The organism is Neolewinella persica DSM 23188 (assembly GCF_000373105.1).
Taxonomy (GTDB): Bacteria; Bacteroidota; Bacteroidia; order Chitinophagales; family Saprospiraceae; genus Neolewinella; species Neolewinella persica.
Genome location: NZ_KB890421.1, coordinates 110,728 through 130,312, shown reverse-complemented (window position 1 = coordinate 130,312; position 19,585 = coordinate 110,728). Strand labels below are relative to the sequence as shown.

Sequence of the window (19,585 nt, the reverse complement as noted above, 5' to 3'; positions counted from 1 at the left end):
CCTGATAAATTATTCATGTGCTCGCAGGCACATCCACTTCCCTACTCCAATATCCGGAACGAAGTCCGCCGGTTCCGCTGGTGCTGCTCCTCAGTACAGCGCTCACAAATACATTCCTCGATCAGCTGTTCCTTTCCGTACCCCTTTGCCTCGACGCGTGACTGGTCGATGCCCTGCTGAACGAGGTAATCAACTGCAGCCTGCGCGCGTGCCTGGCTCAACGTTTGGTTGTAGCCTGCCCTACCCTGACAATCGGTATGGGAGCCTAGTTCGATGCGGATATCAGGATTACGCTTGAGCAGCGCCGTCAGGTTGTTAAGAGTTGGCTGAGCATCATCGCGGATGAAGGACTTATCGAAGTCGTAGTAAATGTTCTTAAGTACAACCTCCTGATTGCGGAAAATCTTATCCAGCTCCAGCTCCAGCTCGTAGCGCTGATTGGGGGCATCCGGGTCCTTCGGCAGGTTTAAACTGGAGAACCGGCCTTCAGCGGCGAGATACTCTTCGCGCTCCGCGCGAAACTGGTAGGCCTGGTCGTCGACCAACACCAGGCTGAGCCGGCCTTCCTCGTCGGTATTCACTGTACGGGACTGCTCTCCGACACTGGCAATGATCGTAGCGTTAGGTATGGGCCTGACGCCGAGTACCCGACTGCTGGGATTCGTCGGGTCTTCGTAGATTTTCTCCACAACGGTTACGTCCAGCACGTTCTTATAGACGATTGGCGTAGGATCCACCGGAGGCGGCGGCAACACCCGCCGGGTATAAGTATAGATGTCGTCGCTACCAGCACCACCCGGGCGGGCGCTGCTGAAGTAGCCCGTCATTGTGGCCGACAAACCGGAGCCTTCCCGATTCACCACGGAGAAGCCAAAGTCGTCGGCTCCACTGTTAACGGGGATTTGAAGGTTTTTTGGCACTGCATAGCGGCCATTTTTCAAGGGATGCGTCCGGAAGATGTCGAGTCCGCCCATGCCTTCCAGGCCGTCACTGCTGAAATAGAGCGTGTCGGCGTCGATGCTGGGGAATTGTTCGTTGCCCTGCGTGTTAATGGCACGATTCATCAGGGCGGGGTCACCCCAACTCCCGTCGGCTTTGCGGTCCGTAACGTAAATGTCGTAGCCTCCCCAGCCGTCTTCCAGCAGCGCGCTGAAGAACAATCTTTTACCGTCAGCGGTCAGCGCGGGATGCATGTAGTTAGCTCCGGGCTTAACGAATGGTAGTGGCCGGGCAGATGACCAACCTTCTCCTACCCTTTCCGAAACGTAAAGTCCACAGTAAGCATCCTCCCGCTTTGCGGGAGCAGTACAACGGGTAAAGATCATTTGCTTGCCATCGGGGCTGAAGGTCGGTGTACCTTCATGGTCCACCGTATTGATGAGATCGTCAAAGGCGGTGACGGAGTTGCTACCATCCAGGTCAACAACGAACAAATCGGTGAATCCCCGGCCCGTCCAGTTGAAAGTTTCATCGCCTGCGGCAGCACTACGGTCACTCGTAAAAATGAGTCGTTGCTCAAAGGGAACCGGCGCGTAATCGGCCTGCCGACTGTTAAATTCGGCGGGAGCTACCGTGAAGGCCCTATCCTTACCGGCTTTTTCTGCGTCCAGCCATGTTTGTGCCAATTCCGCACCGCTGATGTCCCGGCGAAACTCGTATTTCGATCCAATTTCAAAACCCAGGTCAGTATATACGTTGATGGCCTCTTCATACCGTTCCAACCGTTTCAGCGCAGCGGCCTTTTCCCGAAGCGCTTCGGGCCCGGCGCTGTTATCGTAGGCCAATTGAAACCAATCAAGCGCTTTTTCATCCTGCCCCGTTTCTCGCAAAGCAGCTCCCAGGTTCATGGCAACCTCACCTTTCTCCTTTCTGGATTTAGCCTTTTTATATTCCCGTTGCAGCATCGGCACCGCTACGTCGTATTGTTTACGGTCTACGGCCGTAGCACCATCAGTAATCTTGGCAGTGTAAGTACAGGCGGTCATAAAAGCTAACAGCAGCAGAATACAGGCTTGGCGCATAGGTCTTGGCTTTGTTGAAAAACGGGTGGCGGGGGCGTTTGTTGCAGATTGATGTCTGGAGGATGCAATATGCATAATTGACGACGAAAATAAGGGAAGGAGAGAATAAGGGAATGGGAGAATAATTGAATGGCTACCGCTGCCTCCACTCACTGCGCTGCGCTTAATCGCCATGGTGAGCCAGCGCAGCGTGGCGAACGGTAACGGCGGCAGCTATTCTCCCATTCTCTTATTCATTATTCTCCCATCCACTAAAGCCAACGCTTTCCCCGACTCGCCTTGATCTCCCCCCTCCGTTTTTTCCGATCCAGTCGTTTACGTTTATTGGCGACAAAGGGCTTTCCTTTATGGGCCTTAGGAATAGGGCGACGTCCGCGTTCCAGCATTTCTTTGAGCCGGGCGAGTGCACGCTTCCGATTGGTATGCTGACTGCGGCCTGATTGATCGACCACGGAGACCCGGCCGTTAGCATCCATTTTACGGCCAAGGTGGTGTTTTAGGTTGCGTTTTTCGCGGTCGGTAAACGCCTCGCTGCTCAGCAAATCAAAGACCAACTCTACCCTACTTTCCGTTTTGTTTACGTGCTGACCACCCGCGCCGCTGCTGCGGGAGGTTCTTAGTTCCAATTCTTCGCGGACTTTGGGCCAGTTCATGGTCGGGTTATCGGTTGTCGAGTTGTCTAAACACAGCCAGGGATACAGATAGTTCTCTTGTTGTCTGAATTTCTTCCGGGCGGGGCCGCAGGTGCAATATTGGTTTCCGACCTTCAGGCCGTGAAAGTTATAAGCCTTTAGGCTGCTTCCGGCCCTTTAACTTCCCTTGCACCTGCGGCCCCGCCCAAAAAACTAATACTTAACAAGGAATCCCCAATTTACCCCTCGAAAAAATATTCGCTTTCCACCAACGCTTTTCACTGCGCGTCCGTCTCAACAAGTAACAACGGGATCCCAAGCCCGATAAAAAAAACTAAAATGAAAAGAATTCTTAGCCTGGCCATACTGGCCGCCCTTACTTTCTCCCTGTCGAGCTGCCTGGAAGAACGCTGCGAAGAAGAACGCACGGTCATCGGCTTTGACCCCATTACAGTTTCTGCCGCAGAGTGGAGAAACAGCAACTTCTTTTGCGGAACGGCCCTACCCGTTTGTACCACCAGCAGCTTCTACGTTTACGACAACTACCTCTTTATGGTAGAAGAAAACGAGGGGCTGCACATTTATGACAACACGGACTCCAATAACCCCGTGCCCATCACTTTCATGGAGGCTCCCGGTGGACAGGGCATCGCCGTGCGCAACGGTATCCTTTACATGAACCAATACACCGACCTGGTCGCCTTTAGCCTCGCCAACCCCGAGCAACCAGAGATGGTGGGCCGTACTGAGGACGTCTTCGAACCCTACAGTATTTTTGCGCAGGTTCTCGAAAACGATGTATTCGTAACCGGTTTTAACGAAACCAGCGAACGTCGTACCATCGATTGTCAATCCCCGAATTTCAATAACCAGGTATTCTGGGAAGGTGATATTTTCTTTGCAGAAAACAGTTCTGTTCTAAGAGCATCTTCTAACTTCGACGCTGCGCTCTCCTCTCCCAACGCCAACGCCGGGGGGGCTGGTCCCGACAACATCGGCCAGGGCGGTTCCCTCGCCCGCTTCACCATCAGCAGCAGTACGCTTTACGCCGTGGACGATAACTCCCTCCGCGTATTTGATCTGGCAGATGCCGAAAACCCAGTCTTCTCCAACAACATCGATCTCGGCTGGGGCATCGAAACCATCTTCCCCTACGAAGACAAACTCTTTATCGGTGCCAATAACGGCATGCACATCTACAGCGTAGCCATGCCAACTGCTCCGGAGAAGCTGTCTACTTTCGAGCACGTCCTCAGCTGTGACCCCGTTGTCGTAGCCAATGACCTGGCCTACGTCACGCTCTGGGGCGGCCGCGACTGCGGCAGCGTCGGCGATCAACTCGAAGTCATCGACGTCAGTGATGCCCGTAACCCGGTCTCCCTCCAGATTACCCCAATGACCAACAGCCATGGCCTTGGCGTTGCCGAGGGCAAACTGTTCCTATGTGCCCAGTGGGAAGGACTTAAGGTGTTTGACCTGACCGATGATGGCTTACTGGGAGAGCAACTCTCCAGCCTGAATAATATCAACGCACGCGACGTCATCGTACTTCCGGGAAACAATAACCTGATCGTACTCGGATACGGCGAGGACGGTGTCCAGCAGTTCGATTATACCGACGAAGGACAGCTAACTGCCACCAGCAGAATCGATTTATGTGATTAAGGTACCGCGTGGTCGGTAAAGGCCGTTTCTCCCGCTAAGCACTACCTGAAGCCCTGGCAGAACGGTCCGTTATTCGCTCTAGTTTTCTGCCGGCCACGCGGCTTTTTCCTACCTTGCTGATACAATAATTCCCCATGCGACTTACGCTACTGATACTCTTCGCCGTTTCAGGCTTACTCTTTGGCCAGGCACCCGCCAATCATTATATCGACGTAGTCCACCTGCACGGAAAAGACGCCGTTTCTGGTACTGTAATAACTTACAATTACGGCAGTCGCGTAATATTGGTGCAGGATAATGGTACGATCCTTGATTTTGAATGGGATGAGGTTAAACGCGTCAATTTCCGGCTCGACAAAGATCGGGAAGAAGAGATAGCAGCAACGCAATCAACCTCCATGAAGCCTGACGTATTGCCCGAAGAAGAAGCGCCTCGCAGGCAGCTGAAGCGGAAGTTCATGCATCAATTCAGCACAAGTATGTCATTTGGAGCAACACAGATAGACAACGGAAATTTTGGCTTCCGCTTTCGTCGGATCACCATTGGTGGTGGCGCAGCTTACCACTTCCTACGCAGCTTCAATAAAGTTAACGTTGGCCTGGGAGTTGATCTCAGCCTGATGAACCATCAGCTACAAGAAAAGGTACTTTCTGCCACTGGACAGGTCGAATACCTTTTCGGAAATGGAAAAAGAAGGCCCTTTGTCCGGTTGGAGGCGGGAATGACCTACCCCTTCGGGGCCGGAAGCCGGGACGGAGAGGTCACCGAACGCGCGATTGCTCCATTAGTCCACCCTTCGGTCGGCCTTGAATTCGGAGGAGAAAACGGCCCACTGCAACGACTTTTCATTGACCTCGGCTACCGGTTCCTGACCAACACATTCACCATCACAGACGCCAATCTCGATGTGATCCAACGCAAGGTTAATTACCAGCGCCTCGTACTTCGGGCTGGCGTAAGATTTTAATCCTTCTAAAATTACAGACCCAACGTCCATTGTCCAATTATCCTGACGATAAAGCATTGGTTTCCGCCTGTCTGGCCGGAGATCGCAGAGCACAGGAGGTGTTCTATCGGCGCTTTGCGCCGGCGGCCCTCCGTGTCTGCCGTCGGTACGCCCCCGGAAAGGAGGAAGCCATGTCTCTGCTAAATGGTGGCATGATGAAGGTTTTTCAAAAGCTCGATAAATTTCGTTGGGAGGGAAGCCTTGAAGGTTGGGTGAAACGGCTGGTATTTAACAGTGCCATTGATCAGTTCCGAAGCCAAAAACAACGACCGACTTTGGAAATTGCCGATTGGGACCGCCCAGCTGAGGCTACCGCAACGCAATCACTCTACGCGGATGACCTGTGCCGGATCATTGATCTGCTTCCCGAAACGAGTAAGGAAGTCTTCTGGCTTTTTGCCGTCGAGGGGTACAACCACGCCGAGATCGCCACTCAACTCAACTTCAGTGAAGGCAACAGCCGCTGGCACCTGAACAAAGCAAGACAAATTTTACGCGAAAAACTGAAATCCCACCCCTATAAATCGAACCGTTATGCAGGCTAACAACGACCCGAAATGGACCGACGATGCCGCCTTCTGGAACGAAGCGTGGGCAGACATGAACAAGCGTCTTGATGATAAGCAACCACCTAACCGGAAAGCTGCCGTCGTCTGGTGGCGCAATTACGGCTGGCTGGCTGCCCTTCTCCTTCTAGTGGTGGCCGTCGCTACGCCGTCTGCTATGGCCTACTTGTCTCAGGACGAAGCGACGGAGCAGGAGCTAAATACGCCGATGGTGCCTTTGACCCCGACTAGTAAACTGCCGGTGGTGATCGCTGATAACGACCACAAATCAGCTAACCGGGAAAACCAAGCCCAGGAAGAGGGGGCAATTGAGCATGCTGCTCGGTTTCCAGAGACGCTTGCAGCGTCTTCAGAAATTAAGACATTACAGGCTAATACCTCAAACGCCACTTCAAAGCAAGCCCCACTCACGGTAATACCAGTTGAAAAAGGAGATCCCGGGATGGAAGGGACGCTTACCGTTTCTCCCTTAGACGCCACTGCCCTGGTTGACCAAGCCGGGACGACCATCCTGAATACGCCGACAACGGAATCCAACATAAAGGAGGTCCCTGCTCCGCTTACTTCATTAATTCCTCAACCCATTGGAGCAATTGAATTTGCTCAGCGCCAAAGAACCGATCAATTAGCCATCGTGGTTAAAAAGCCCAAACTGGCCTCACGCCTATACCTAGACGCTGGAATAAGCGAAGGTCTGCGTGGTAACAATACCGGTTTTTACGCCGGACTCGGGTACAACGTGCCCATCAGTAAACGTTTTTCTATTCCAGTCAGCTTTCATTTCCGGAAAGACTTCCACAATTTCAAGGAGTTAGCGGAATCCGGCACCCCGGCTCGTTTTTTAGAAAACTCCGATATTACTACCGGGTCTTCTGTCCCGGATACCATCCTCATTACATTTTCGGAAGACAATATTGACGCAATTGTCAGTACTTCCTTCGAAGGTCGCATTGGGTTTACTTATTCACCTGCTCCCCGTTGGCAAATCGGTACTTCCGCTTCCCTGAATTACCTGCTAACCGCAAATGCCCTAACATCATCTCAGTACCGGGCAGCATTCGCCAGTCCTCAGGGTAACAACACTGCTTTGGATACGAATATCGAGTTAGTGAATGGATTAAGCTCCTCGCGGGTGGATGCTTCCTTAGCTTCGCCAGGTTCTCTCACGGGAGAGGCGGTTGGATCCCTTTCTGGTTTTCCTAAATTCGACCATTGGGTTTTCCACGCAGGACTCAATGTTTCATATGACCTCACCCGGAAGCTTACCCTTACAATGGCCGGACGTCGGTTAATCTCGCAGCCCGACCAGGTAAAAGTGGTTGGTTTACAGCGCGGCCAGTTAGAGATCGGGGCACGTTGGCGGTTAAAATAAGGGTCGAACGTCAGTTTCCCCTCAAGCCCTTGGATGGATCTTTAAGAATTGAGTGACCTGCATGGTCCTTCGTTGAACTTGTCGAATTATTCCAATAAACTAGTTTACAGACATTAAACGGCCTAAGTTTCCGTAAGTCAAATGGCTTTATTCCTGCCATTCTCGTTATTTAGGCGGGGACGCAGGTGCAAGGAATGGCTAAAAGCAAGGGAATAAGACATCTAAAGCCCCCAAAAGTCTGAATCGACGGTCTACTACAGGCAAACCATTTACTGGTTTTTCGATACTTTGCAAACAAAGTAAACGATTATGCAACAGCTGTTCCTTGCGGATTTTAGCCTTTTTGTAGGACGATTCCATCCTCTGCTCGTTCATTTGCCGATAGGCTTTTTGTTACTGGCGGCACTATTGGAATGGTGGCCGGGAGACAAGGCACGCCCGGCAATAAGGATCAGTTGGTTCGTCGGTGCAGTTGCTGCCGTGGCGGCAGCTGGTTGCGGCTGGTTATTAGCTGGTGAAAGTGGAGGTGGAGACACCCTGTTTTGGCATAAATGGTTGGGCATAAGTGTCGCAGCCTTAGCCGTAGCAGGGGTATTCGTCACACGAAACGGAGGTAAAGCAGCCAAGGGGTTCGGCATCCTCGTAGCGGCCTTACTCGGCCTGGCCGGACACCAGGGTGGCAACCTCACGCACGGTGAAAGCTACCTTTTTGAACACGCCCCTCCCCTCGTGCAGAAAATGGCCGGGCACGCCCCTGACAGTAGTGGTATCCACGACTGGAGTCGAGTCAATACGGACAGCATCAACCTTTACGCCAGTTTCCTACGCCCTGCCATCAACGCTTCCTGCGCACGGTGCCACAATGCAGACAAACAGAACGGAGGCTTGCGGATGGACGAAGCCCACTTCCTGTTCGCCGGCGGAGACGGAGGTGCCATCATCAGCCCCGGAGCCCCGCTCGAAAGTTCATGGGTAAGGCGAGTCACGCTCCCCCGGAGCAACACCAAAGCAATGCCCCCACAGGGAACTCCGTGGGATTTTGCACAAGTCCGTTTACTCGAGTACTGGATTACTAATGGCGCCGATACCACCTCGCTGCTGGACCCTCAAAACATACCAGAGGACATCAAAAAGCTCCTGGAACAGAATTATGGCCTGGACCTCAGCCCAAAGCTATTCGTAGAAAAAATCACTGCACCCGCGATCCCCGCCGCCCAACTTGATGAATTACGCAAACTGAACTGGGCCGTGACGGAGCTTGTGCCTGGCGGTCCGGCACTAGAGGCAAAACCCGAGCCTGGACGTACAGTAGACGCCGCCGCTTTGGCCAAATTATCGGAGCTTGCCTCGAAGCAGGTTAGTTACCTGAGCCTGGACCGAATGCCCCTCAACGATGATGACCTTGCCCCTTTGGCCAAATTCTCCAACCTGAATCGCTTACGCCTCAACGGGACCAAGCTCACCTCGGCTACCATAGAAAAGTTAAGTAAACTCAGGCACCTCGAAAGCCTAAACCTGTACGATACTGAGGTTGACGACGCTGTTTTTGCCCATCTTCAGCGCTTTCCTGCCCTGAAACGGTTATATTTATGGCAAACAAAAGTCACCTCCGAAGCTGCCACAGCATACGCCGAGGCACACCCATTGATCGATGTTAATACTGGTTTCAAATTCACTCCCGTTACTGAAAACACGAGCAAATAAATGCGTTCTTCCCGTCGTCAATTCCTCCGGCAGGCCGGCCTGATCGGGGCAGCCTCAGCTACTTTTCCGCTTATCGGCAGGGCTAACCACCCCTTCAACGAAAAACTGATTGTCGGGCAAGGTGATTTTCAATATAAAGTCGACAAATCATGGGGGAATCTCAACCCCACTGATCAACCCATCCAGCATTGCCATGAGATGGTCCTCGACACGCGTAAGCGGTTAGTCTGCAGCACTGTAGCCAAAGACTTTAATGTCCTTGCCTACAATAAAGACGGAAAGCTATTAGACAGCTGGCAGCTTAACCTGACCGAGCCACATGGCCTTAGTAAGGCCGGAGAAGGAAGTGCCCAGACTTTTTGGATAACCGACAGTGCTGACGGAAGGGTCCTCAATCTCGACTTAAATGGCCGCATCATCAGGGAGCTTTACTTGCCGGAAGATCAGCTTCCTGCCGGCAAAACATTCAAACCCACGGAAACTGCCATCGCAGCAAATGGTGACATCTACGTTGCTGACGGCTATGGCTCCAACCTCATTTTTCACTTCAACCCGAAGGGGCAATTGAAAAACGTTTTTGGCGGACCGCAGCACTTCAATTGTTGCCATGGAATAGTCGTCGATGCACGCTCGGGTAAAGAAGAGTTGCTGATCACCAGCCGCGGCAACAAAGAATTCCAACGGTGGAGCATGAGCGGAAAGCACCTAAGTACACGAAAGCTTCCCGGCCTGGAGATCTGTCGCCCCGTCATTGCTGGCGACTTCACCATGTTCGCCGTCATTGTGACCAAAAGCTGGTGGCATTACGACGGCATGGTTGCCGTCCTTGATCGCAATTTTGACGTTGTCTCCCTTCCGGGAGGCTCCGGCCCGACAAACCAGCAAGACTTCACCGAAATCGTTCATGACAATCAGACGTTCATGAATCCGCATGATGTCTGCCCGGACGAGGATGGGAATCTTTTCATCCCTCAATGGTACAGTGGTAAGACTTATCCTATTCGGTTGAAGCGGGTGTAGGGGCGCTGCGCTCCCGTTGCAAGAGTTGCGGGGGTTGTAGTTGTTACGGCCCCGGAACAAAAGGAAGCCCCCCTGCAACCTGAGCGAAGCGATTGAACCCAGCATCAATTTGTATGTTTGCGAAAGAGAAAGCCAAGCAGGCACTCTAATTCACTAAAAAAACCACCCAAATGAAGTTTTTCATTGATACTGCTAACCTGAACGATATTGCGGAAGCCGAATCCCTCGGTATTCTGGATGGTGTAACTACTAACCCTAGCCTGATGGCGAAGGAGAAAATTAGCGGTACCGAAGCAGTAATGGCCCACTATAAGAAGATCTGTGACATCACCGATGGAGATGTAAGCGCTGAGGTCATCAGTACAGATTTCGAGGGCATGAAGGCAGAAGCCACCGAATTGGTGAAAATTGCCGATAACATCGTCGTAAAGATTCCGATGATCCGTGACGGTGTAAAAACTCTAGCCTGGTGTGCTTCTCAGGGTATCCGGACCAACTGCACGCTGGTGTTCAGTGCTGGCCAGGCAATCCTGGCGGCAAAAGCCGGAGCTACTTACGTGAGTCCCTTTATTGGCCGCATCGACGACATCGGTTGGGATGGCATGCAGTTGATCGCCGACATTGCAGAGATCTATGCCATTCAGGGTTTTGAAACCGAGATCCTTGCTGCGTCTATTCGTAACGGTAAGCACATCATCGATGCTGCCAAAGCCGGTGCCGACGTAGTTACCTGTGGCCTCAGCGCTTTCGAAAGCCTGTTCAATCACCCATTGACGGATATTGGGCTTGAAAAGTTTTTGGCGGATCACGCCAAAGCAGCTGGTCATTAGGAACCAGCCTTCAGCACTCAATAGCTAAGTAAAAAAACAGCCTCGTTCCACCTCGGAACGGGGCTGTTTTATGGCAGAGGAGATTGAAAAGCTTGTGTTTTTCCAAAAAACCAGCATTTTCACCTACCGTTTATACACAAACCAGTGCCTTTAGCCGTTCCTACCCGCATGAACAGACTACTCTTTTTTGCTTTCCTGATCTTTCCTGTTTTTCTTTCAGCACAATCTTACGACGCCGCACTTGGACTCAGGCTCGGTACGGACTGGGGAGCTACCGTCCAGCTACGGGTGCCGCAGGTACAAAAAAATTTTGTGGTGGAAGCGATCTTGCAGTCCAGCCTTCAGCGCGATGAGGGCAGCTTCACGCTACTGGGTAAGCAGCACCGGCCATTACTCAGCCGGAGGATCAATCTTTTCTACGGTGCCGGCGTACACGCTGGCTGGAACAATGAAATTGAAAAAGAGACCGGCGAGGCGATTGGCGGCCCCATCGGCATCGATGGTGTTATCGGCCTGGAAGCTACCTTCGCTAAGATCAACCTGGCGTATGACTTTAAGCCGGCCATCAACGTAAGCGGAGGTAATCAATTACTGTATACCCAAACGGCCATAAGCGTACGGTACGTCATTTCCGGCCGCAACGATATTTGGGATAAAAAGAAAGAAATAGCCAACCGCAAGGACAAAAAGAAAAAGCAGCGGGAACGCCGTCGGGAGCAAAAGCGAAAAGACCGGATCAAAGCGGGAAAAGATCCTAATGGATGGAAATTCTGGAAGAAGGACTAGTGCATCAAGATCAAAGTTCGGCACAGTTGTAACTTGCCATCACGGCACTGTACTTCCCAGCTAAAAACCTCACGTAGCTATGGCTGTGATCGGCTTTCAGCTGGTCGTCCAGCACCGCGCTGCCGGCGTTCTAACTAGCACCAACCTCAATCTTGACGCACTGGTGGTTCTGTTAGGACAATTATGGCATACTATCTGCTGCGTCTTTTTCCGGGAAACCGATACGAGTTTTAATCCTTTCCCCCTTCCTCCACTAATTTGTGCGTGATGGTATCCGTCGGGCAAATACTTTCACAAAGCAAGCAGGCAATATCACAGGCCCGGTCAACTGCAATGGTGTCGAAAGGACTGATGAACCCTGCTTCCTGCGGGCAAATAGCCACGCAGGCGCCGCAGTTGATGCAGGCATTCCAACCAATATCGAAAATGACGGGTTGCAGTTTACTCATATCTTTTTGTATTCGGAGTTAGGGTCGAAGTAATCCGACATAGTTTGGTACAGGTAGGCGTCGCGGGTAGGGATGTCCTCCTGATGAAAGACCTTGGTTTTGGTGTGGTAGAGTTTCCACATTTTGTCTCCTAGCGCCTGCAACCAATCATCCTGATACCCCTTCAGTTCTGCCGCAGCGCAGGATACGCCCGGTGTGCTCAAGTGCCTGATTAAGAATTCTGCCGCAAGTTTACCGCCGCTGAGGGCTGTATGTATTCCGCCACCGGTGATGGGATTCACGTGCCTTGCGGCGTCACCGACCAGGATCAGGTTGTCCGCATATTGCGTTCTGAGCGGAGCGGCAAGCGGTACACCGCCACCCTGTACTTCAAGGATCCTGCTATCCTTAAAACGTTCTTTGAAAAAAGACTGTTTGATGAATTTATCTAGATGCCATTGCGCACTGTGCGTTGTCATTGTAGGGATAACGCCCAGGCCGATTTCCGCATAGCCATGCCCTTTGGGAAACACCCAGGCATAACCGCCCGGGGCCCATTCGTGTCCCGTGATGATTTCTAGCAATCCTTCCGTTTCGACATTGTCAACGATGAACTGCAGGCAACCCGCGAGTTCCGTAATTTTGATGTGCGTTTGTAGTCCGGCCCATTTGCCTACCTGTGACATCAGGCCATCGGCACCGACAAGAACTCGGGTACTGACGGTTATTTTCTCGTTATATCGGCGCAGAAAAACATCACAGCGGCCATCCTCGGTAGGCTGGTAACCGAGACCTTCGGTTTTCAACCAGGTTTCTACGCCGGCGCGTTCGGCCTGGGTCATCAGGAAACGGTCAAAGCGACGGCGATCGACGACGTAGCCGAGTGGTTTACGCCCCGGCCCCGATCCATATTCGTCCTCCTTAAGTTTCCGATAATCAATTTTGGTGGCGGCCCCCGCCTGGTCGTAGATGGCAAAGCCGTAGATCGGCTCCAGGATAAATTCATCGTCGAGCGGAACACCCACCTCTTCCAGCGCATGGCGGCTTACAGCTCCTGAGCACTGGATTGGCGCGCCGAGTTCCTGTTTTTTATCCACCAAGAGAACCGAAAGGCCACCTGCTGCCGCGAATCTGCCTACGGTGGCTCCGGCAGGTCCCGAGCCAATGATTACTAAATCGTATTGTTGGTTCATGTGATGGAGATAACGGAGACGAAGGAAAGAGTGTTCAGAAAATCAGGATACGATTTGCCCCTTCACGTGTAGGCTGACAAATACGGAGTAATGGGGGCCCTTGGATCGGCCGCATAACTTCCAGCGTCTATTGGGCGCGAACGCAGGAGCAGAAAATGGTTTTAGCAGCAAGTTACCCAATGCAGGACCCTGCTCTTTAATCTCTCACTTTGCATCCTGCGGCCCCGCCCAAATTAACTTAGAACAATTCATGTGGTAAAGGCCTTTCCTAAGAAAATCTATCTGCCATGTCGCATTTTGCTGAAGTCGTTACCGACATTAAGAATACCGCTACCCACGAAACCATCATCTTAGGCGGCGGCTGCTTTTGGTGCACCGAAGCTGTTTTCGTAGAGCTGAAGGGTGTAAAGCGCGTAGTCAGCGGTTACTCCGGCGGGCCAGCGGAAACCGCTAATTACGACGCCGTATGCGCCAAGACCAGCGGTCACGTTGAAGTGATTTTGGTAGACTTCGACCCAACCATCATCACCACACGGCAGATACTCGAAGTCTTCTTCGCCACCCACGACCCCACCACACTCAACCGCCAGGGGAATGATAAAGGACCGCAATACGCAAGTGCCGTATTCTACACGACAGAGGAACAAAAAGCCATTACCGAAGACCTTACGGCCAACATCGTACCCGAACTATACGGTGCTCCCGCAGTAACACATCTTTACCCGCACGAGGTCTTCTATGCCGCGGAGGATTACCACCAGGACTACTACAATAAGGTAGGTAGCCGAAACAGCTATTGTTCCTTCGTCATCTCGCCGAAGGTGGGTAAATTCCGGAAGCAGTTTTCGCACCTGCGGAAGTAGTTGCTGCGCTCCGGTTGCAAGGGTTGCAGGGTCGCTACGCTCCGGTTGCAGGTGTTGCAGGAGTGCAGCCTCGTGCGGTAGCTGCAACGCGCCGCAGGCGCTCTGCAACAAGGAGCGAAGCGACTGGCCTGTAACCGGAGCGTAGCGACCCCTGCAACATGAGCGAAGCGAATCTTGTAACTTGCAACTTCTATGACCGTAAACCTAACCTCCGACACCGCCACCCAGCCCACACCGGCCATGTTGAAAGCCATGTTCTCCGCTGAAGTAGGGGACGATGTTTTCCGCCAGGACCCCACCGTCAATCAGCTGGAAGCCACCGCCGCCGAACTGTTTGGCATGGAAGCTGCCCTGTACTGCCCTTCCGGCACCATGACCAACCAACTGGCGATCAAGTGCCATACCCAGGCCCTGGATGAAGTACTCTGCGAGGAGAAGAGCCACGTTTATCAATATGAAGGCGGAGTATACGCCATGCTCTCCAGCGTTAGTATGAACCTGATCAGGGGAGAGCGCGGTAAATTACTCCCGGGGCAGGTGAAGGCGGCGGTAAAGCCCAGGTATGACTGGCTGCCAATCAGCCGTCTGCTCGTCATCGAGAACACCTGCAATAAAGGTGGCGGTTCTATTTACAACATTGACGAAGCAACGGTCCTTGTAGCGGAAGCGCGTTCAGAAGGCCTGGCTTGTCATCTCGACGGAGCCAGGCTATTCAATGCGCTGGTAGAAACGGGAGAATCGCCCAAAATATGGGGAGAACTGTTTGATACGGTGAGCATCTGCCTGAGTAAGGGGCTCGGTGCGCCCGTGGGAAGTTTGCTCCTCGGGCCAAAGGAACTGATTGACCGGGCCAGAAGATTCCGAAAAGTGATTGGGGGTGGCATGCGGCAGGCCGGGTACCTCGCAGCTGCCGGCCTTTATGCCCTGGAGCATCACGTAGACCGACTGGCCGAAGACAACGCACGCGCCCGGCGCTTCGCTGCAGCCCTCGCTCCCCTACCCTTCGTTGCATCGGTGGAAGAAACTCAAACCAATATTTGTATCTTCCATCTGGCCGGTGACCTGATGGCCACCGACTTCCTGGAAACGTTGGCGGGACAAGGCATTCAAGCCGTTCCATTTGGCCCGCAGATGGTACGCTTCACGACCCACCTTGGAGTGACGGATAAAATGGTGGATTACGTAATTGAACGGTTGCAGCTTATGAGCAACGGTTTTTCTGCTTAACGCAGGATCACTCCGCGTTCGTGTTGCGAACGCGGCCAACAAAATTGACGCTTGTAAGGGCGGGGCTTACCTCCGCCCTACCAGTATGAATACCAGCAAAATTCACCCCAGCCCAATCAACATGCAATCATAAACTTTCAGAGGCTTCCACTAACTTACCTAAGATAACTGAACAATAGGTTCAATTTGCTTTCATGTCGGCCAAAATCAAAGGCTGTTGTAGGTAACGCACTGTCGACAACTACATGAACCCAGGTACGGCCGTTACGCTCAGGCTTCAACCATACTTCAACGACCTCGCCAAATTTATTGGAAGAGGTTCCAGGCATACTCGCGGACAACCGACCACCAGCACGGTCCGCCTTTTCCATCGTCATCCCTGCTTTTTTAATCCCCTGAAGCACTTGGTGGTAGGCGGCTCCGTAACCCTTGACCAGCTCAATACTTCGTTCCTTTTTACTTGGAGAGCCTTTGTACTGAATGTCTCCATCAAAGCCAAGAATCACCTTCGGAGCTGAAGACGGGTCTTCCTCGGTAGTCGTAAGATTGAGCTTAAAAACAGGCTTGTCATCATCCGTGGATTTCTCGTGCTTAGCCATAGGCTTTAGCTCCTGAATGACATCTTTCAGTCCGCCGGCAATCCGGCTACGTACCCGGCCAATGTCTTCGTTGGAAAGTGTCCCCATATCAATCCGTTCTTCCATCTCCCGTAACCGGATGGCCAACTGGTTAATTCTTTTCAGGTCGGGATGTTGCTCAGGTACTGCGGCTATCAATTGAGTGATCGTCTCGTTCAATTGATCTTCCGCAATGAGGTTCAACAGTACTCGTTTTTCTGGCTTAGTCATGGTCTAATTTAAGGCTTAAGACGGAGGCAGCCCTAATTCATTGGCCAATGCTTTTGCTTCCTGTAGTTTGATGAAATCAGCATCTGCATTCGCCCAGGTTTTCAGGGGGCCTGCTATTGACTTTTTGGCTGCTTCAGTATCGCCCATCGCATGTTGGCTCAGTGCCAGCTCAAGCAACAAAACCGGGTCATTAACACGAGCAACGAGGGCTTTTTTCAGCACTTTCAGCGCTTTTTCATTATCTCCCGCGAACTGTCGTAAACGAGCTTCTGCACTTGGCGTCAGCATCTCTTTTCCTGCCGCTTGCCGTTCGTCAAGCAAAGCAACTGCCGCACCATAATCTCCGGTGAGGATAATTTCCGCAAGATCGATCAGGTCTTCAGCCGATGGACCATAGCCCAGTAAAGTTTCTCTGCAGCCTTCGAGGGAGGCTGCACCACCAGGCTGGTGTATTCCATAAATAGCTGCCTGAACTGGAATATAGCAGCCATATAACTCCGCCCTGCTGGCATCGAAGGCTGCTACTTCCGCAAGTAAGGTATCAATTAATCCGAAACGTCCGCGTTTGATGGCATAGTCGGATTTAGTCGCAAAATTATTGTTGATTATTACATTCCGCGGGCTAGTCCTGGAGATTAGATCTTCGAAGGCCAGCAGTTCCTTCATGGCCCGGTCAAATTGACCTCTTCCGGAATAGGACTGGATAAGGTAATTCCAAGCTGTTGTACTGTCCGCAATGTTAGTGGCCTGTGCCATTGCCTTACGCGTCAGCTTTTCAACTTCGTCGTAGTTACCTGCCCGGAGCTCGGCAAAAATAATGTGATTAGTGACATCAAAATTCAATGGGTCAAGCGCTTGCATTTCCCGCAGAATTTCCCGTGCCTTATCCATCTGACCAGTAGTTTGGTATAGACTGGCGTACATACGCCGGGTTTTATCGCTGTCGGGAAACTCTTGCTCAAGATCCTTGATGATGGCCTCTACTTTTTCATAATCTTCGGCACTAACATACAGTTGATAAAGTTTTCCCAGAGCTCTCTCCCGATCAGACAATTCCGCCGCCTGCTGCATTAATACAATGGCAGAATCAAGGCCGTAATTACGGGCATAATAGCTTTCCAACATCTCGTAGGGGCTGAACTCATAGGGGTAAAGACTCCGATAAGATTCCATCAGCCGGTAGTATTGGTCATATGAGCCGTTGACGGCCATCAGCGTCGATTTGTACCCGAACTGCTCCCGTTCAGGCAGAACTTCCGCCAGACGGGTAGCTTTGGATATCAGTAACTTTGCACTATCTAACTTGCCTGAGCCATAAAGTTTATCTCCGGCACCATATGCGCAAGGAGCACAATTCGGGTCCAGTTCCAGGGCTTTTAAAAAATAGTCGAGGCTAACCCGAAGATTTCCAGGATCAAGGCTGAAGGCAACAACACCCGCTACATAAGCTTGTAAAGCCTCTTCCCGATCCGTGATCATGGCCGAAGCTGGTAGTTCAGTAGTCATTTGATCCACTACTACCGGTGGGGGAAGGAAATCATTAATCTGATCCCGTAGCCGATCGACCACCGTAAATATGTCCGGCCCAACCGCCTGTAAAGTTTGAACCAACTTACCATCCCGGGTGCGGTATAGCCCACCATTAACTTCGTGGCTGTCTTCTCCGGCAGCGTACTTTCCACTCACGAAATAGTCCGTCCGGGCGCGCTGGGCAATTTTTCGCTGTAGACCAACATTGATGTCGGTGAATTGCTCCACGTTAAAATGCGAGTAATAGCGGTTGAGGGATCGAACGCCCAGCGTCAACAGTTCCGGTCGCTGTCGCAGGTCATCATTCAGCAATAGGGAGTAGGCAGTTCCCCACCAGTTCTTGGTTTCATCTTCCGATTCATTGCTTAATTCAAATACGGCAATGCGTTGAACTGAAGAAGCAGAAGGAATTACCCGGCTCACTTTTTTGCCATCTGTGTCAGTGGTGACTACAGTCTCGGTAGCAGCGGGGGCGACACTTCCAGGAAGCACAAAAACCAGTAATAATGCCAGGCCAAGGTTGCCAAATATGGCCCACTTCTTCCAGTTGAACCCTTTTCCCACCTTTGCCGGCAGGCCCTTGTAATAAAGAAGCAGGGCAACGGCTGGGAGCAGTAATAACCACAGCAGTAAGTAGCTGTCTACCCAAAAGCTGCTCATCGAAAACCTTCGGGAAATAAATTCAACAAATTGTAACACACCAAAACCTACTGCCAGGTAGGTACCAAGTAGTTGAGGAACTTTACGTTCCCATAATTTTTCAATAAAGGTTGGTGAAGTCATGTAGGGGTATTTCAGGCAAATGGTTGATATGGTAACTAAAGACTGGCGAGAGGGTTTAGGAGTAGCCCACTTTTTGGGCGGGGTCGCAGGTGCGATGCTTCCCATCCTCGGCTACCGCCTCGGGCCCGGGGGGCAAAGAATTGAGGAGCAAAGAAACATCGTCCTCATCAGTAGCCTAAATTTATGGCCAAAATACAAAGGTTTGTACAGTATAGCCCACACATCAGTATAGCGGGGTCTTAAGGTTAGCTCCAGATGCAACAACGGCCCGCTCACCAGAAGGTAGCGGACCGTTGCCAAAAAGAGGAATGACTTTGTTCAGGGATAATTCTTAGTTGAGACGACTAGTCGCGGCGGGAACTGCTCTTCTTCGAACGCTTAGCACGTGGTTCGGACTTGGCGCCGTAGACTTCATCGTAAGAACCATTTGCACTGGTAACCTTTCCGCGGCTACGGCTGCGGACACCATTATCAGCCTTTACTACCGTAGTACTACGGCGTGAGCTGGAAGCGTTGGTTCCGGTATTCCGACTGGGGCGGCCGGTAGTTCCGACGTTGGAACGACGGCTGGTGGTCGTAGTGGTGCGCTGACGGGTACTAGACGAGTTGCCGTTGTTCCGGGCGTTGCCACCAGGAGGGCAGTAATTGGGATTGTTGTTTGTGTTGGTCCGACGTGTATTTGTCGGAGTGGAAGTTCTGATCCTGGGGGCGGTAGAGCCCCGGTTAGTGGAAGTGCGGCGCGAATTGGTCGTCGCAGGAGTGCTAGTCCGGCGAGTTGCCGTTGTACGGTTAGGGACTGTCGCTGTGGTTGTTGTAGTCCGGCGGGTAGCCGTTGTGCGGGTGGCGGTGCCACGGGTAGTAGTGGCGCGGGTCGGCGTTGTCGTTGACGTTGTTTCCGTTCCGCGTGGATTGTTAGGCCGTTGTGCCTGTGCTGGCATTACTACGAGGGCAAGAACAAAGGCTAACAGGGTAGAAAGTAAAATTGACTTTTTCATTGCGGATGCTTTGATTATGACTGCAAGTACGTACCACAAGTACCCTATCTCCAACTTCCTGAAGCTGTTTAACGAGGGTTTGACTATTTCGGAGGGAAGTGTTAAGAAGCGTTGC

General features: G+C 52.0%; 17 protein-coding genes. 10 read left to right on the top strand and 7 right to left on the bottom strand.

Annotated elements, in window-relative coordinates:
* Positions 1 to 41: 41 nt before the first annotated feature.
* Both B036_RS0107240 and arfB read right to left on the bottom strand, forming a co-directional pair.
* Positions 42 to 2,021 carry an OmpA family protein gene (locus B036_RS0107240; protein WP_020568034.1) on the bottom strand — a complete coding sequence of 660 codons (1,980 nt, stop codon included), beginning with the start codon at positions 2,019 to 2,021 and terminating at the stop codon, positions 42 to 44.
* Positions 2,022 to 2,272: 251 nt separating this feature from the next.
* On the bottom strand, positions 2,273 to 2,674 hold the full coding sequence (gene arfB, locus B036_RS0107235; protein ID WP_020568033.1) for an alternative ribosome rescue aminoacyl-tRNA hydrolase ArfB: 402 nt from the start codon (positions 2,672 to 2,674) through the stop codon (positions 2,273 to 2,275).
* 318 nt (positions 2,675 to 2,992) lie between these two features.
* Between arfB and B036_RS28430 the strand changes: the two genes are divergently transcribed.
* The 8 genes from B036_RS28430 (at position 2,993) to B036_RS0107190 (ending at position 11,603) form a co-directional block, all read left to right on the top strand.
* Positions 2,993 to 4,318 carry an LVIVD repeat-containing protein gene (locus B036_RS28430; protein ID WP_020568032.1) on the top strand — a complete coding sequence of 442 codons (1,326 nt, stop codon included), beginning with the start codon at positions 2,993 to 2,995 and terminating at the stop codon, positions 4,316 to 4,318.
* A 134-nt stretch (positions 4,319 to 4,452) separates the two neighbouring features.
* Positions 4,453 to 5,286: a hypothetical protein gene (locus B036_RS0107225; protein WP_020568031.1), complete on the top strand. Its 834-nt coding sequence runs from the start codon at positions 4,453 to 4,455 to the stop codon at positions 5,284 to 5,286.
* A 29-nt stretch (positions 5,287 to 5,315) separates the two neighbouring features.
* The gene (locus tag B036_RS28425; RefSeq protein ID WP_020568030.1) at positions 5,316 to 5,870 is read left to right on the top strand and encodes an RNA polymerase sigma factor; all 555 of its coding nucleotides are present in this window, start codon (positions 5,316 to 5,318) and stop codon (positions 5,868 to 5,870) included.
* Positions 5,860 to 7,263: a hypothetical protein gene (locus B036_RS0107215; RefSeq protein ID WP_020568029.1), complete on the top strand. Its 1,404-nt coding sequence runs from the start codon at positions 5,860 to 5,862 to the stop codon at positions 7,261 to 7,263. The genes B036_RS28425 and B036_RS0107215 overlap by 11 nt, the downstream gene beginning before the upstream one ends.
* A gap of 309 nt (positions 7,264 to 7,572) precedes the next feature.
* Positions 7,573 to 8,967 carry a c-type cytochrome domain-containing protein gene (locus tag B036_RS0107210; protein ID WP_020568028.1) on the top strand — a complete coding sequence of 465 codons (1,395 nt, stop codon included), beginning with the start codon at positions 7,573 to 7,575 and terminating at the stop codon, positions 8,965 to 8,967.
* Complete coding sequence (locus B036_RS0107205) at positions 8,968 to 9,987, top strand: twin-arginine translocation signal domain-containing protein (RefSeq protein ID WP_020568027.1); 1,020 nt, start codon at positions 8,968 to 8,970, stop codon at positions 9,985 to 9,987.
* Positions 9,988 to 10,157: 170 nt separating this feature from the next.
* Positions 10,158 to 10,817: a fructose-6-phosphate aldolase gene (fsa, locus tag B036_RS0107200; protein WP_020568026.1), complete on the top strand. Its 660-nt coding sequence runs from the start codon at positions 10,158 to 10,160 to the stop codon at positions 10,815 to 10,817.
* A 168-nt stretch (positions 10,818 to 10,985) separates the two neighbouring features.
* Positions 10,986 to 11,603, top strand: a complete 618-nt coding sequence (locus B036_RS0107190; RefSeq protein ID WP_020568025.1) for a hypothetical protein — start codon at positions 10,986 to 10,988, stop codon at positions 11,601 to 11,603.
* Between the two features lie 230 nt (positions 11,604 to 11,833).
* Here the strand turns inward: B036_RS0107190 and B036_RS28420 are convergent, their stop codons facing one another.
* Positions 11,834 to 12,052, bottom strand: coding sequence for a 4Fe-4S binding protein (locus B036_RS28420; protein ID WP_020568024.1), 219 nt, complete (start codon positions 12,050 to 12,052; stop codon positions 11,834 to 11,836).
* Entirely contained in the window at positions 12,049 to 13,224 is a 1,176-nt protein-coding gene (locus B036_RS28415) for a geranylgeranyl reductase family protein (protein WP_020568023.1), read from the bottom strand. The genes B036_RS28420 and B036_RS28415 overlap by 4 nt, the downstream gene beginning before the upstream one ends.
* 287 nt (positions 13,225 to 13,511) lie before the next feature.
* Here B036_RS28415 and msrA point away from each other — a divergent pair, with 287 nt between their 5' ends.
* Together msrA and B036_RS0107170 are read left to right on the top strand one after the other, a co-directional pair.
* Positions 13,512 to 14,087: a peptide-methionine (S)-S-oxide reductase MsrA gene (gene msrA / locus B036_RS0107175; protein WP_020568022.1), complete on the top strand. Its 576-nt coding sequence runs from the start codon at positions 13,512 to 13,514 to the stop codon at positions 14,085 to 14,087.
* A 192-nt stretch (positions 14,088 to 14,279) separates the two neighbouring features.
* Positions 14,280 to 15,314 carry a threonine aldolase family protein gene (locus B036_RS0107170; RefSeq protein ID WP_020568021.1) on the top strand — a complete coding sequence of 345 codons (1,035 nt, stop codon included), beginning with the start codon at positions 14,280 to 14,282 and terminating at the stop codon, positions 15,312 to 15,314.
* Positions 15,315 to 15,469: 155 nt separating this feature from the next.
* Here B036_RS0107170 and B036_RS0107165 read toward each other — a convergent pair whose 3' ends face one another.
* From B036_RS0107165 to B036_RS0107150, 3 genes are all read right to left on the bottom strand, one after another.
* Positions 15,470 to 16,162, bottom strand: a complete 693-nt coding sequence (locus B036_RS0107165; protein WP_020568020.1) for a hypothetical protein — start codon at positions 16,160 to 16,162, stop codon at positions 15,470 to 15,472.
* 15 nt (positions 16,163 to 16,177) lie between these two features.
* Positions 16,178 to 18,475, bottom strand: a complete 2,298-nt coding sequence (locus B036_RS0107160) for a tetratricopeptide repeat protein (protein ID WP_020568019.1) — start codon at positions 18,473 to 18,475, stop codon at positions 16,178 to 16,180.
* A 344-nt stretch (positions 18,476 to 18,819) separates the two neighbouring features.
* Complete coding sequence (locus tag B036_RS0107150; RefSeq protein WP_020568017.1) at positions 18,820 to 19,470, bottom strand: hypothetical protein; 651 nt, start codon at positions 19,468 to 19,470, stop codon at positions 18,820 to 18,822.
* Positions 19,471 to 19,585: the final 115 nt, after the last annotated feature.